The organism is Chitinophaga sp. ARDCPP14, from assembly GCF_051362515.1.
Classification (GTDB): domain Bacteria; phylum Bacteroidota; class Bacteroidia; order Chitinophagales; family Chitinophagaceae; genus Chitinophaga.
Window position 1 is genome coordinate 216,460 of the sequence record NZ_JBKIXB010000005.1, and the last position, 15,014, is coordinate 231,473.

Consider the following 15,014-nt stretch of genomic DNA (forward strand, 5'->3'; position numbering starts at 1 on the left):
GTAACTATTAGATTGAAAACGAAGTTAGGGTATGACGTAGCGTTAGAGTCAAATCTTTTTCCGGATTTTTTTTTGGGAGACAAAAAAACAGCCGGCACATTGGCCGGCTGCTTTATCTTCTCATTATATCTTACCTCTTTTTCCTAGAACCCGTACCGGAGCCCCAGCTGGATCTGCCATGGGTTACCACCCGGCACCACCACGCCTGAGTTCACGTTTACGTTATACTTATAAGTAGAGGTAACAGGATCGAAACCACCTAAAGAATAAATATTCTGTTTGCCCAGTAATTTACTGGTACCCCATTCCTTGTTAAACACATTGGCGAGGTTAAAGATATCGCAGGATGGTTCAAGATATTGCTTCTTGCCAAACCGGATCTTTGTAGCAATCCTCAGATCCCATACGCCATAGAAACCGTTTACACCACCATTTCTTTCTGCTACTTTCCCGCTGCTTTTGCGGATATAATCTTTTACGCTTTCATCCGCCAGGGGATTATCTAAAATCGCCTGGAGATCCGTGCGCATCTTTTCCGGCACGCTGGGATTATTCACATCAAATACATAGGCCAGGTCGTTTGAGTTTACAAAGTCGCCATTCACGTTACCGCCTACTGCCAGCGAATAACGTGTGCCGCCTATACCGGAATAGCGCACGCCCACATTAATGCCCCAGAAAGTAGGCAGGGTGCCGTATACCACTACCTTATGACGGAACTGGTTATCGGAATAACTCATGGTGCTGAGATTACGCGGATCGTCTTTTACCATCAGCGACAAGGTAGCAGTGTTGGCCACGTCGCCGTTGTAAGAGGTATTGTCTTTCGCATCGTTCCACGTATAGCTAACGGACACCTCTCCGTCTCTGAAATAACGGAAGGTACCATCCACCACAAATGCAAACTGGTTTACTTTACCATCGCTGTTCAGTTCCAGCACGCGTCCCACATTGGTGGTTTTACGGCCTTTGGTCCAGTCGGTAGCGCCATTGGTTACATTGATAGTAGATGCGGGTACATATACACCGCGGTTATCTTCATTCGACAAACGGAAGAAAGGCTGATCAGCCATGTTCCTGTCTACATACATATAATTGTGACGCGCAATAGTGGTGAAGAACGTCACGCCCATTTTAAAGCGGTCGGAGAACAGGTGATTGTAGGAGATGTTCGCTTTGTACACTACCGGGATCCTGGCATCCTTACCGTTCATATTAATGGTACCCTGGCGCGGCAGCCCGAGCTTGTCGAACATTTCCTTGCCTGGTGCGGTTGACGGATCTTTACGGTATGCCGGGAAATCGGGAACGGGTACACCGGCGCCCTGGATATCCACGGTGAGTACTTTGGTTCCATCAAACAGCATGTTGTTGATCATGGCATAGTTGTTTATGTCTGATCCAAAGATGGCTGCACCAAAGCGCAGGTAATCCGTATGCTTTTCTTTGATATCCCAGTTGAACTGGATACGTGGCTGCAGCTGGAAAGTTTTCAGCGAGTTGTCGGTGCTCAGTCCAAGCTCATCATACACCGTTTGGTTAAAGTTTGGCTTGTTCAGGTAAGTGGTATAATCGGCACGGATACCGGCGATCATTTCAAAACCCGGGAACAGGTAGGTTTGCATCTGCGCGTACAATGCGCCGCTGAGAATATTCTGGTTCACGCTGGGATCATCTGCCAGTGCCACTTCGCGGGCATAACGGTAAGGTTTCAGGTTATTGAAATTATCCATACCGGTGAAATAATAACGCCCGTTCATTTCACTGCCATACAGTGAGTTCATGTGGCTGTACATTATATCTGCGCCGAAAGTATAGTTGGCTTTATTGGTATTATAATAAAGATTGTCTACCAGCTGGAATACGTTATTATAGAAGTGCTCCGGTGAATAGCGTTGTCCGCCGAGCTGGATAGAGGTAAATACCGGTTTGTTGTCAATAGTGGACTGTACCCTTTCCACGATGGCGCGCGGAATATTCTGCGCCGGCAGTTGATCGCCGGGTGAACTCTCTTCAAAAGTATACAGGTGCTGCAATTTCAGCTCATTCGTAATCCGGGGATTTACCACCGTACGGAGCGTGGCCAGCAAGCTGTTGTTAACGGCATGTGCATCCGCATATACTTCGTAGAGGTTGATGGCAGTGTTATCGTCACGGCCTAATGGTGCGCGGTCGTTTACATAGTTATCGCGGATAGTGAGGAGGTTCCGCTCGTTGAGCTGCCAGTCGATACGCGCAAAAGCCGCATCTGTACCGCGTTTCTTATTAAATGACCCGAACTGCGGCGTGGAGGCCACTCCATATTTGCTGCGGGCAATATCGAGGTAGGTATCCAGCGTAGACTGTGTAACGTTGAACCGTTTTTCATCCGCCGGCGTTTTGATATCCGCCAGTTGCAGGGGGCGTGAGTCGGCCTGGTGATCCCATGCCAGGAAGAAGTGCAGTTTATTTTTAATGATAGGACCTCCCAGAGAGAAGCCATACTGATAGGTGGAGAAGTCGTTCTGGCGCCTGTTACCGCGGGCGTCGTATTTACTGGACAACGCATCGGCCCTTACGAAGGTGAAGGCGCTACCTGAAAAGGTGTTGGTACCTGATTTGGTTACAGTGCTGATGGTACCGCCGCCGCTGCGGCCAAAAGTAACATCATACTGATTGGTGACCACTTTAAATTCCCGGATGGCTTCCATTGAAATAGCATATGGGCCGCCGATACGGGTGTTGGTGCCACTGCTGGAAGTTGGATTCTTCGCAGAGGTTCCATCAATGGTGATGTTGGTAGAAGAGCCGAGCTGTCCTGCCAGGTTGCTTCCGCTGCTCAGCGGCGAAAGGTCTATGAGGCTGCTGAAGTTACGGCCATTCACCGGCAGGCGGGCAATATCCCTTGCCGATACAGTGGTGGCTGCACCAAAGTTCTCCGTTTTGTTGCGGAGTGCGGCGCCGGACACAGTGATCTCCTTGATATCCACCGCAGATGTTTGCATCTGGAAGTTGGCGCGGATTACATCGCCCTGGTTGAGTGAGTAGCCGGTACGTCTTTGTTCTGCATATCCCATCGCTGTTACCTGAATGGTGTATGGTCCGCCGAGTGGCAACTCTTTAATAAGGTATTCCCCTTTGGCGTTTGAAATAGTGCGGCTGCTAAATCCGGTTGATTCGTTGCGCACCAATACGGATGCCCCGGGAATGAGTTGTTTGGCATTATCAGAGACAATCCCTGAAATCGAGGCCTGCGTTGTTTGTGCAAGCAATGGCTGCCTGATGATGCAGCATAATAACAGTACTGACAGAAGTGTGAAGATAGGTTTCATGAGCGCGAAAATATTACAGGATAATTTGAATATTAAGTGTTCACTGCATTCGTAACATAAAGTTCATATCCGGGAGGATATGTCTGCATCACACTACGAGCGATATGGTTGAATGCTGCTCTCTGCTGATATTAAGATACGCAAATAGTTGGGTATTCACAACGCGTATTTTGTCTTACTCAGGATTACGCTGATTATATTGATTTATGGGATTTGACCACTTTTGATTTTAAAAGATTTGGGGAGATATAAGCGGAGGTTGTCTTACTCAGGATTAAACTTATTTCACTGATTACGCTGATTTGATCACTTTGGATTTTAAAGGATTTGGGGAGACGTAAGCGGAGGTTGTCTTACTCAGGATTACGCTGATTACACTGATTACGCTGATTTGATCACTTTTGGATTTTAAAGGATTTGGGGAGATATAAGCGGAGGTTGATTTTATTTTTTGAGTTTTTTAATCGTTTGTCTTTCTGCCTGATTATGTTTATCTTTATAATGTGTATAAAGCATTGATATCCAGACCATTTCTTTGATGCAACGCGTCTAAACAATATTGTAAAACCCACTCTAGCGAATTGATACACAATACATTACGGATCAAGTCCACGTCATCTTCACATCAACAGCAGGTTATAAGCACGTATAAAGCATATGTAAAGCAGGCGTAAAGCATCTGTAAGGTATGTGTAAAGTATGGGCTATCTCATCTTCGCGCCATCTTTTTAAATATACCAGAAAAAAGTATAATCCCCTTAAAATCAAACGTGGTCAAATCAGCGTAATCAGTGAAATAAGTTTAATCCTGAGTAAGACAACCTCCGCGTTTCCGCTCATATCTCCCCAAATCTATTAAAATCAAAAGTGATCAAATCCCATAAATCAATATAATCAGCGTAATCCTGAGTAAGACAACCTCCGCGTGAACCGGTCCATCAGCTCCATTGAGAGTATAGCCTGCTCAGCAGAGCAGGGATTGCCGCCTTTGCCCAGGAAAAAGGCGGTTACCTTTTCTATCATGGGTTGCTGCACATGCTGCAGCGGATCAAAAATGAATTCTTCTGTATGTCCGTCTTTGCGCAGGGTTATTTTACTGCCAAATACGGGGAAGCTGATGGTGCCGGATGATCCGGTAATCTCGCAGCGGTCCTGCTGATCAGCGGGCGATACCGTGAAGCACCACATGCCGTTGAACACCACGCCGTTTTCAAATAAGATATGACCGGTAACAAGGTCGTCGGCCTGGTTTACACCGGCCTGGTTTACGGCAATGCCGGCGGCGTGTTTTGGTTGGCCGAAGAAATAGATCATCAGGTCCAGCTGATGCGGGGCCAGATCATGAAACAGGCCGCCTCCGGAAATAGCGGGATCTATCCGCCAGTTAACCGCTGAATCTGCAATGAGGGCAGAGGCCGGCGGTTGCAGCATCTGCAGGGATACAAAACGGATATCCCCGATGGCGTTCTCCGACAACAGCTCCTTTACTTTGAGGAATACCGGCTGCTCGCGCCGGTAGTGTGCCACGCTTAATTTTACATGGTATTTGTCTGCTGCGGCTTTCATCCTGATGGCCGACGCTGCGTTCAGCGTCATTGGCTTTTCCACGTATACCGGCTTGCCCTTTGATAAGGCCAGCAGGGTGTATTCCTCATGCTGCAAAGGTGGTGTGGCAATATATATGGCGTTGATCTCCGGGTCGTTGATCAGTTGCTCCGCGTTATCGTACCATTTGGGTACGCCATGCCGCCGGGCATAGTCCTGCGCCTTTGCGGCGTCCCTGCGCATGACCGCCACCAGGGAGGAATGCGGCACTTTATTAAAAGCCGGGCCACTTTTGACTTCTGTCACATCTCCACAACCTATAATTCCCCATTTTATTTCTTCCATAATGGTGCTTATAATTATGCAAATAACATAAATTCATTTTTTAAAACAGGGATATTTATTTCAATGGCCAAGCTAAAGAAGGAATTTTATCAGCAGCATGAGGTAACTACTATTGCGAAACAATTGCTGGGCAAAATACTGGTGACACGTATCAATGGCGTTCGCACCGCCGGTATGATTGTGGAAACAGAAGCCTATGCCGGTGCTGGCGACAGGGCATCCCACGCATGGAATAACCGCCGTACCAAACGCACGGAAGTAATCTACAAGCCGGGAGGATTTGCCTATGTATACTTATGCTATGGCATTCACTATCTCTTTAATGTGGTGACCAACATCGAAGATACGCCCCATGCAGTATTGATCAGGGCGCTACAACCTGTAGATGGTATAGAAGTCATGAAGCAGCGGTACAACAACAAGCCCTCCGCCAAACTCACAGCAGGACCTGGTAGTCTTTGCAAAGCGATGGGTATTGATGCCAGCCTGAATGGCGAGAGCCTCACGGGAACGAAAGTATGGATAGAACCCGGCGAAGACATCCCGGAGGAAGCGATGACCGTGTCAACCCGTGTGGGCGTGCAATATGCCGGGGAAGATGCATATCTCCCCTACCGTTTCAGCATTAAAAATAATGATTGGGTAAGCAAAGGGAAAGGGCTGTAAAGATTATTGCCCCATCTTCTTATTAATTTTTCCTTCCAGCGATGAAATGATATTTACACAATCTCCCAGGCGCGAATAAGCCGTGCTGCCATCCAGCGCCAGGTCCTTTTTAGTAACCTCCAAACCGCCGAGGAATGCTTCCAGGTATGATAAATACTTTGGCTGATCGCCGTATAACGCGTTGTAAATTTCTTCGTTGAGCTTATCTCCTTCCGCCTGGAGTGCAGGATTCACCAGGTCGGTTACTCCGCGCAGCTTTTCCATTACTGCACTCATCCTCACTTTAAGCGCTTCCAGGTTATAATCGTCCTTTTTCCCAGGAGCAATATTGTTCCTGAACAAGCTATCTGACAATGTTTTCCGGGCTTTCCGGTAATTATCCAGTTCCTGTTTCAGGGATTCCAACTGTTGATTGAGCTGTTCTCCTTTTTCACGTTTGAAATATTTATCGACATCACTATCCAGGTGTTTCACCCAGGTGAGCATATGAAAAGTGATATCTGCAACACCCGGTTTTTCTGATTGTGCCAATGCGCTGAAGGAAAAGAACAGCATACAGCAAAGTGCTGATACGGTAAGTACTTTACGTAATTTCATTATGATGATTTAATGGCCTGTGCCAATTAAAATAAGCAATTTTTTGTTATTTCTAATGAGATGGCGCATCCGCCGTGTAAGTTTCTGATTTTATGTTATATTCGGCCATGTGTTGCGAGTAATATATAATATACCTGGTGAATGTTCAAGAAGATCTGTTTTCGTGCCGCACTGTTTACTGTTCTTACCGGTTGCCTGTCGTCCCCTGCCCCCGTGCATAAGGGCAAGGTTTATATCAGCAAAGAGGGCGGACAATACCTGCTGTACCGCGAGGGACAACCCTTTGCCATAAAGGGCGCAGCTGGTTTTGAAAATCTCCGGGAACTACATGCAGCAGGTGGCAATACCATCCGTACCTGGGATACTTTACACCTTGATAAAATACTGGACGACGCATATACCAATCATATAGCAGTAATAGCGGGCTTCCCCATGCCTGTCAGCGGATTCTTACCCTACTATAATGATACCGCTAAAGTAGCGGCACAATACACGGCCTTCAAACGTGTGGTAAACCGGTATAAATCGCATCCCGCATTGCTGATGTGGTGCCTGGGCAATGAAATCGACTTTCCCTACAAACCGGAATACAGCAGCTTTTACAATGCTTATAACCACCTGCTGGAAATGATCCATACGGATGATCCCGATCACCCGGTGACCACCGCGCTGATAAACTTCAACAGGCGGTGTCTTTATAATATCCGGTTAAAGGTGCAGGGCCTCGACCTGATCTCCATGAATATTTTTGGCGAGCTGCGCGACCTGCAACATAACCTGGAAAAATTTTCGTGGTACTGGGATGGTCCTTTCCTGGTTACAGAATGGGGAATTAACGGCCCGTGGGAGTCGCAGTTCACCAGTTGGGGAGCGCCCATTGAGGTTACCAGTACCAAAAAGGCGCAACAATACCTGGAGCGCTACCAGCAATATATGCCGGTGAAAGACCCGCGGTTCCTGGGCGCCTGCGTTTTTTACTGGGGCAGCAAACAGGAGGTAACAGATACCTGGTTCAGCTTATTTTCAAAAGAAGGCAGCGCATCGGAAACGGTGTCCGTTATGGAGTACCTGTGGACCGGCAAATGGCCGGCCAACAGGGCGCCCTCGTTAAAATATATGCTGCTGAATGGCAAAGGAGCCGGTGACAACATCTTATTAAATCCTGACAGCCTGCAAACCGCGGAGGTACTGTTGCAGGATACTGCTACCGGCCCGTTACATATCACCTGGGAAATACTGGCGGAAGACTGGTACACCAACAACAAAGATGCGTCCAATGGGCAGCCCCCTGTTGCTTACAACAACCTGCTGCTGCCTGCCCAGGGGAATAAAATCGCATTCCGTTCTCCTGTAAAAGAAGGACCTTACAGGATCTTTGCAACTGTTTCCGATAATAAGGGACATTTTGCTACTGCTAATACACCATTTTACGTAGTCAGTCGATAATGAGTAGTCCATCACCTATTTTACCACCCTCCCGGCGCGAACGCTTTACGCTACGGCTGATGATCCTGCTGGGTGTATGCAGCATGGGTTATCTGCTGTTTTGCCTTTTAAACAGGGCGCAGATAGGGTATGCTCCTTTTTACTGGATCCTGATGGCGGGTCTTTTTTTTAACTGCCTCACGGTACTCCATGAGTGGTATCACTATTTTTCCATTTCAGTACCGGAAACACCGGAAATGGAACACCCATTCACGGTAGACATCTTTACTACTTTTTGCGCGGGTGAACCCTACGCCATGATCGTGGAAACGTTAACGGCTATACAGGCCATTACCTACCCGCATACCACCTACCTCTGCGACGAAGCCAATGACCCTTACCTGGTAGAAGTATGTAAACAGCTGGGCGTAAAACATGTAACCAGATTTACCCGTGAAAATGCCAAGGCCGGCAACATCAACAATGCGTTGCGGCAGGCCAGCGGGGAGCTGTGCGTGGTCATGGACCCGGATCACGTTCCTTCGCCGGATTTCCTCGACGTGATCGTATCACATTTCAATAACCCGGAAGTAGGGTTTGTGCAGATTGTTCAGGCGTACAGCAACCTGGGCGACAGTCTGGTGGCGAAAGGGGCAGCCCAGCAAACGTTTCAGTTCTATGGCCCTATTATGGCTACCATGAATAGTTATGGTACCGTACTGGCCATAGGCGCCAACTGCACCTTCCGGAGAAGCGCGCTGGATGCTATCGGAGGACATGCCAGCGGTCTTGCGGAAGACATGCACACCGCTATGCAGCTGCATGCCAAAGGTTGGAAATCGGTGTACGTGCCGGCAGTACTCACCAGGGGGCTGGTGCCTGCCACCATGTCGGCCTATTACGCGCAACAGCTGAAATGGGCGCGTGGCACCCTGGAATTACTGGTTACTTCCTACCCGAAATTGTTCCGGTCTTTTACCTGGCGGCAACGCCTGCATTACGGCACTATTCCCTTCCATTATTTGTCCGGCATTGTTTTCTTCATCAATTTTCTCATCCCCGTTCTCTCCCTGTTTACCGGGTTGATACCGTTGCGGGTCGACTTTATCAACTTTGTATGGCTGGGATTACCGGCCGTTACAGCGATTATCCTTATCCGTCATTTTGTGCAGCGATGGGTGATGGAAGAAACCGAAAGAGGCTTTCATGTGGTAGGCGGACTGCTGCTGATCGGTACCTGGTGGATTTATATCCTTGGACTTGTATATACCGTGATCCGGAAGAAGGTGCCGTATATTCCCACCCCTAAAGACGACACCGGGCAGGATAACTGGCAACTGAACATCCCTAATATGCTGGTGTTGCTTACTTCGCTGGCAGCGATTGTTTATGGACTGTCGTACGACTGGAACCCTTATTCCCTTGTGATGGCCGGCATAGCAGGCGTGAACTGCCTGATCATGAGCTTTAATATTATTGCCAGTCTCCGGCTCCGGCGCTTATCCGTAAAATATCACTGGCTGGGGATCGTGCTCGTATACCCGTTACTGTTAAAGAAACAGTTATGGCTTTTCCGGCATCTTCATTTATATGCCGGTTTCCGTAAACTGGGGCTGCCTTTATTGCTCGTGGTGGTGTTATTAACCGGTTACATGATGACAAACAACCCCGAACCGGCTGCTGCAACGCATCCACCCACACATAAACAAACCACATTTTATACCGGAATATTCAGTCCAGCTGATACAAACGGCCTCACGGCGATTCAACAGGTAAAGGATTACCAGCAACAGTTTAACACCCGCTTTAACATCATATCGTTATACCTGCCCTGGGGAGATGCGCCGCAATGTAACCTGCCTGACTCACTGATAGCAGCCATTTATAACAACGGTTCGTTGCCCATGATCACCTGGGAACCCTGGACTTCATTGTTTAAAAACGCTGCAGCCGGTAAAGAACAAAAAGTCTTTGCCCGTATCAGCGCGGGGGACTTTGATCAATACCTGGTGCATTTTGCTGCGCAGATGAAATCGTTGAACCGCCCGGTGTTCCTCCGCTTTGCGCATGAGGCGGATAACCCCGCCTATCCCTGGTCACCAGCCGGCAACAACACGCCGGAAGAATTCAAGGCCGCCTGGAAATATGTACATGACCTGTTCCGGCGTAACGGGGCCGGCAATGTTATCTGGGTGTGGAACCCGTGGCGTGCCGCCGCAGCGGAGCAATACTTCCCGGGCACGCTGTATGTCGACTGGATCGGGGTAACCTGCCTTAATTATGGACCACAAAATGAGAACGGGCAATCCTATGCTTTCCGGGAGTTATATGCGCCGTTCCATCAGCTGCCGGTATTCCATTCAGGCCTGCCCGTGATGGTGGCAGAAATGGGCTCACTGGCTGATGCCGGTAACCAGCAACTATGGCTGGATGATGCATTTAACGCCATCGACCATGCGTTCAGCGAAATACATGCCTTCGTATTATTTAACAGCGACCAGGATAAAAACATACTGCGTCCTGTTGCAGGAAATATGCTCCGCTGGAAATTACAGGAACCGGGAAAAGTATTTGCCGCCGCAAAAAAGTATACCCGTATCCGTGAGTCCGAAAAACCCGTTGCTTACGCCAGCATGATCACCACCCCTGCAGCCGGGCGGATGGCGGCAGCCATACCGCTGCCGGATACCATCAGGGGAATCAATTACCAGACAGGAGAAAACTGGTTCAGGAATTTACATGCCCTTACCCGGCGGGAAATCATCAAAGATTTCACCGGTATGAAAGCTGTTGGCGTAAATACCATCCGCCGCTTTGGCCCTGGTGTGTACGACCGAAACATCCTGCATGTGGCAAAAGAAATGGATCTGCACATCCATTACGGCTTCTGGATACCTGCCATAACAGATATGGATAAAGATGCTACCATGCTTTCGGATCTCCGGAAAACTATTCTTAAACGGGTAGAAGAATTGAAACACGACCGGAGCATCGTAGCCTGGAACATTGGTGATACGGTATGGCAGCAGCTGTCAAAAGATTATTTTAAACCGGAGCTGCTCTATCAGCAACAAAGCTTTCTTACCTGGTTAGGCAGCCTGATGGCCGCCATAAAAGCGATAGATACTACCCGGCCGCTGACCATAGATGTAGCCATTAACAGCAACATCGCCGGCACACTGGAAATACTGCACCAGCAACTACCGCAGGTGGACGCTTTTGGCATCGTAGCAGGCAACGACACCACGGGTTTATCGCAGCTGGCCACCGTAAACGTTCCGCATTATTTCAGCCAGATACCTGTAACGGCTTACACCCATTTACCCGGTCGCCGGCAACCGGCTTTTATTACCAGCTGGCAGGACCTTGAAACACGGGACTACGTAACATTTGATGGCCTCACGGACCACCAGGGAAGATATAAATCCTCTTTTTACCAGCTGGGACGCTACTGGCAGCATTCCTTCCGTGAACCTGCCATTCCGCGTATTCATATACTCCGGCCGGCAAGGACTAATTATCCCGGCAGCCGGCTCACATATCATGCGCTTCTTTACAGCAACAATGAATGGATACCGGCCACCGATGATACCCCTTTAAAGTTTGAATGGTACCTGGTAAAAACGGATGGTTATGGCAACAGTATTTTTCTGAAGAAACTGGGCACCGGCGCCGATGTTACCATCTCCATACCTGAAAACCCGGAACACTACCGGTTATACCTGGAAGCAACAAAAGATGATCAGGTGGCTACTGTACAATCGCAGCTGAATATCCCGCTATAATCTTTACGCCAGATAAGCCGTCATTCTATCACATTCATAATTTCTATAATGAAAAAACTATTCATAACTGCCACTCTGATACTGACATGTATGCTGTCGTTCCGCAGCATTTCCATAGCGCAGCACAACGACCAGCAACTATCTGCGGTAATCCTGCATAACGATAGCCTTTTCTGGCGGGCGTATAATAGCTGTGATATAACAAAGATGATGGAATATTTCTCAGAAGATATAGAGTTCTATCACGACAAAGGCGGCATCACCCTGGGAAAACCGGCTATGGCCCAATCATTTGAAAAGGGAGTTTGTGGCAACAAGGAACAATTCACTTTGAGAAGAGAGGCGGTCGACAGCACCATCAAAGTGTTCCCGCTCAAAAAAGACGGCGTGATATACGGCGCTATACTTACAGGTTCGCATCTCTTTTATATACATAATAAAGGAAAGAAAGAATATGCAGATGGGTTGGCAAAGTTCACCGATCTCTGGCTGCTGAAAAACGGTAGCTGGAAAATGACGCGGGCACTGAGTTACGACCACGGCCCGGCGCCGTATGTCAATAAAAGAAAGGCCCTTACATTACCGGCGGATGTGCTGCGTAGCTACGCTGGTAAATATAAGGGACCTCAAACCACATCCGAAATAAAAACGGAAAATGGTTTACTCATCATGCTGATAGGCGATAAAAAGTTTTCGCTTTACGCGGAGAAAGAAAATCTTTTCTTTACGAAAGAACGGGACCTCACCTTTGAGTTTATAAAAAAAGGAAATGAAGTGATAAAGCTGATTGTGCGTGAACGTGACGACGTAACGGAAGAATTACAACGGGATAGCCAGGGGACGGACGGGCGCCCCGCTCGCGCCTCTTAACTTCAGCGGCAGCCCGATAAAAACGAACGTGTTTATTTTTGCGGCAGATAATTCTTCGAGATACAACAACTCTATAAACATTACCCCTTTTTGGGCCAGCAGGTAGGTATGCCCCGGCAGCCAGTTATGATTATTGCCGGAGGGCATCACCTCTACGCTCAGGTTATCGGCGCCCAGCGTCATTACGCCTTTTTCTTCTATCAGCCACTTTATGGCTTCCATACTCATACCCGGCGTGTTGCTCATAAACCGTTCGGTATCGCTGTAGAAATATTTCATGAGCCCTGTTCTGATCAGCACAATATCGCCTTTGTGAATGTCGAGGTGTTGGGCCTGTACCAGTTGCTGCAGTTCGGCCAATGTGATCACATAGTTTCCGGGAAGCACCTCCACGCCTTTCCAGGCGGGAATGTCAATGAGCACAGCCCTTCCGATAATCGGCGGAATATTTTCGGCACCGCCTTTATCCCAGCCGCGGTCGCCCAGGTGTTCATCTGCGGTGTACCCGTTCCAGATCTTACCATTCAAACCAAAGTGGGAAAGCGCATCGATGTGCGTACCGGTATGCGTGTACATGGAGATGGCATCACCGGTATAGCTTACTTTTTTGTTCATATCATCACCCAGTTTGGTGACGTTGCCCACAACAGTACCGCGGGGTGTATGCGTAAGCCAGTATTGATAAGGAGGATCGCCCAGTGCTGTGAATCCTGGCATCCCCGTAAAATATTCCACACCAAGATCATAAACCTTTCCCGTTCTGATGTTGGAGAACAGGGAAAGGTTATTACTGTCGCTCATCATATTCAGCGTGCCTATTTCATCTGATTTTCCCCAGGGGCTCACCCCTGCCTGTTCCGTTGCATGCGTGCTTTGTCCTGTTGCGGTGATAGTTCCTGCCAATGGCATCGCCAGCAGTAACAGCTTATACCAGCTGTACCCGTTTCGTGTATTCATCTTCGTTAATTTTTATGTTACGCACACAAAATTAAAGGGGAAGATGGCCATGCCGCAGGTACAATGCGGGGATTGTGCTGTAACTTCCGGGGTTGGTTTTACCGGTAATATCCATGATGATAATAATGATGATGGTGACGCGGATAATATCCGGGCCTGTCGCGCACAACCAGGCAACTGCTTAATCCGGCTATAAGTAAAACGGTAACGATAAGATATTTTAACGTTCTCATGATGGCAAAATTTGAATGTGTGATGAATAGATGGAAGTTTAGCGACTGCAGGCGGTTTAAGCTTCTTGTTCATCTATCATAAATGATAAAACTATGCCAGAGTGAAATGAGAACTGTTATCTATTGTTAACGCCTTGCTGATACCGGGTTACACGAGGCTGTACAGCGCTTCCCTGTTGAATCCCTGCAATTCATCCAACCGGTTTTCTTTCACCTTTCGCACCCAGTAAGGATCTGTAAGAATAGACCGGCCTACTGCCACCAGGTCAAATTCGTTATCATCCATCCTGCGCACCAGGTTTTCAAGAGATGCCGGCGCGGAGTCCTCACCTTTGTGCAGTGAAATAATATCTTTATCCAAACCTACGGAACCCACTGTGATAGTGGCTTTCCCGGTCAGTTTTTTTGCCCAGCCGGCGAAGTTTAATCCTGATCCTGCAAACTCAGGTTCCCAGAAGCGGCGCGTGGAACAGTGGAAGATATCGATGCCTGCATCTGCCAGCGGCGTTAACCAGGCTTCCATTTCCGCCGGCGTAGTGGCAAGTTTACTATGCAGGTCGGTGAGTTTCCATTGCGACAATCGCATCATGATGGCAAAATCTTCTCCTACCTGCCGCCGTATTTCTTTGGTGATGGCAACGGCAAACCGGCTGCGTTCTGCCAGTGTTTTACCCCCGAAAAAATCCGTCCGCGTATTGGTGTTATCGCGGAAAAACTGGTCGATTAAATAACCATGGGCGCCCTGTACTTCCACGCTGTTAAATCCCATGCGTTTTGCATCGGCAGCGGCGCGGCCAAAGGCCAGGATGGTATCCGCAATAGCGGCGTCGGTCATGGCTACACCGTTGCCTATCCCGGAAGGACCTTCAAACGGCGCCGGCGGCAGCCATCCGGAAACATGGTTCTCCTGGATGCCGCAGTGCCAGAGCTGTGGCGCCATCTGGCCGCCGGCAGCCAGCACACTGTTGATCACCTGCTGCCAGCCGGCCAGCGACTCCTCACCATAAAATTTAGGGACACTTGCTTCATTCGCGGATGAAGGCCGGTCGATCACCGTTCCTTCAGAAATGATCAGACCCACTTCTCCTTCGGCACGTCGTGTATAATAATTTGCTACGTCGCCGGCAGGAACCCCGCCCGGAGAACAGGACCGGGTCATAGGGGACATTACAAAGCGGTTCTTTGTATGCAATGATTTCAGGGCAAATGGCCTGAATAAGCTGCTGGTATTCATATTGCGTTGTTTATAGCCTATGACGACCGACATCGCCAAAGGGGGA

At 48.6% G+C, this 15,014-nt stretch carries 9 protein-coding genes; 4 read left to right on the forward strand and 5 right to left on the reverse strand.

Annotated features, from left to right (window positions below; translation table 11 throughout):
• Nucleotides 1-143: 143 nt before the first annotated feature.
• Both ACLHR0_RS15965 and ACLHR0_RS15970 read right to left on the reverse strand, forming a co-directional pair.
• The gene (locus ACLHR0_RS15965; protein WP_429049154.1) at nucleotides 144-3,311 is read right to left on the reverse strand and encodes a carboxypeptidase regulatory-like domain-containing protein; all 3,168 of its coding nucleotides are present in this window, start codon (nucleotides 3,309-3,311) and stop codon (nucleotides 144-146) included.
• Nucleotides 3,312-4,205: 894 nt separating this feature from the next.
• Nucleotides 4,206-5,201, reverse strand: coding sequence for a Gfo/Idh/MocA family protein (locus ACLHR0_RS15970; protein WP_436487849.1), 996 nt, complete (start codon nucleotides 5,199-5,201; stop codon nucleotides 4,206-4,208).
• Nucleotides 5,202-5,264: 63 nt separating this feature from the next.
• On the opposite strand from ACLHR0_RS15970, the gene ACLHR0_RS15975 reads away from it, so the two are divergent.
• On the forward strand, nucleotides 5,265-5,867 hold the full coding sequence (locus ACLHR0_RS15975) for a DNA-3-methyladenine glycosylase (RefSeq protein WP_370911996.1): 603 nt from the start codon (nucleotides 5,265-5,267) through the stop codon (nucleotides 5,865-5,867).
• A gap of 3 nt (nucleotides 5,868-5,870) precedes the next feature.
• Here the strand turns inward: ACLHR0_RS15975 and ACLHR0_RS15980 are convergent, their stop codons facing one another.
• Entirely contained in the window at nucleotides 5,871-6,464 is a 594-nt protein-coding gene (locus tag ACLHR0_RS15980) for a hypothetical protein (protein WP_436487851.1), read from the reverse strand.
• A 141-nt stretch (nucleotides 6,465-6,605) separates the two neighbouring features.
• Between ACLHR0_RS15980 and ACLHR0_RS15985 the strand changes: the two genes are divergently transcribed.
• The 3 genes from ACLHR0_RS15985 to ACLHR0_RS15995 are packed head-to-tail and all read left to right on the forward strand — an operon-like array spanning nucleotide 6,606 to nucleotide 12,544.
• Complete coding sequence (locus ACLHR0_RS15985; RefSeq protein ID WP_436487853.1) at nucleotides 6,606-7,910, forward strand: glycoside hydrolase family 2 TIM barrel-domain containing protein; 1,305 nt, start codon at nucleotides 6,606-6,608, stop codon at nucleotides 7,908-7,910.
• Nucleotides 7,910-11,674, forward strand: coding sequence for a glycosyltransferase (locus ACLHR0_RS15990; protein ID WP_436487855.1), 3,765 nt, complete (start codon nucleotides 7,910-7,912; stop codon nucleotides 11,672-11,674). Before ACLHR0_RS15985 ends, ACLHR0_RS15990 begins: the two co-directional genes overlap by 1 nt.
• 48 nt (nucleotides 11,675-11,722) lie before the next feature.
• The gene (locus ACLHR0_RS15995) at nucleotides 11,723-12,544 is read left to right on the forward strand and encodes a nuclear transport factor 2 family protein (protein WP_436487857.1); all 822 of its coding nucleotides are present in this window, start codon (nucleotides 11,723-11,725) and stop codon (nucleotides 12,542-12,544) included.
• Here ACLHR0_RS15995 and ACLHR0_RS16000 read toward each other — a convergent pair.
• Both ACLHR0_RS16000 and ACLHR0_RS16005 read right to left on the reverse strand, forming a co-directional pair.
• The gene (locus ACLHR0_RS16000; protein ID WP_436487859.1) at nucleotides 12,494-13,501 is read right to left on the reverse strand and encodes a cyclase family protein; all 1,008 of its coding nucleotides are present in this window, start codon (nucleotides 13,499-13,501) and stop codon (nucleotides 12,494-12,496) included. The genes ACLHR0_RS15995 and ACLHR0_RS16000 overlap by 51 nt on opposite strands.
• 381 nt (nucleotides 13,502-13,882) lie before the next feature.
• Complete coding sequence (locus ACLHR0_RS16005; protein ID WP_436487861.1) at nucleotides 13,883-14,968, reverse strand: NADH:flavin oxidoreductase; 1,086 nt, start codon at nucleotides 14,966-14,968, stop codon at nucleotides 13,883-13,885.
• Nucleotides 14,969-15,014: the final 46 nt, after the last annotated feature.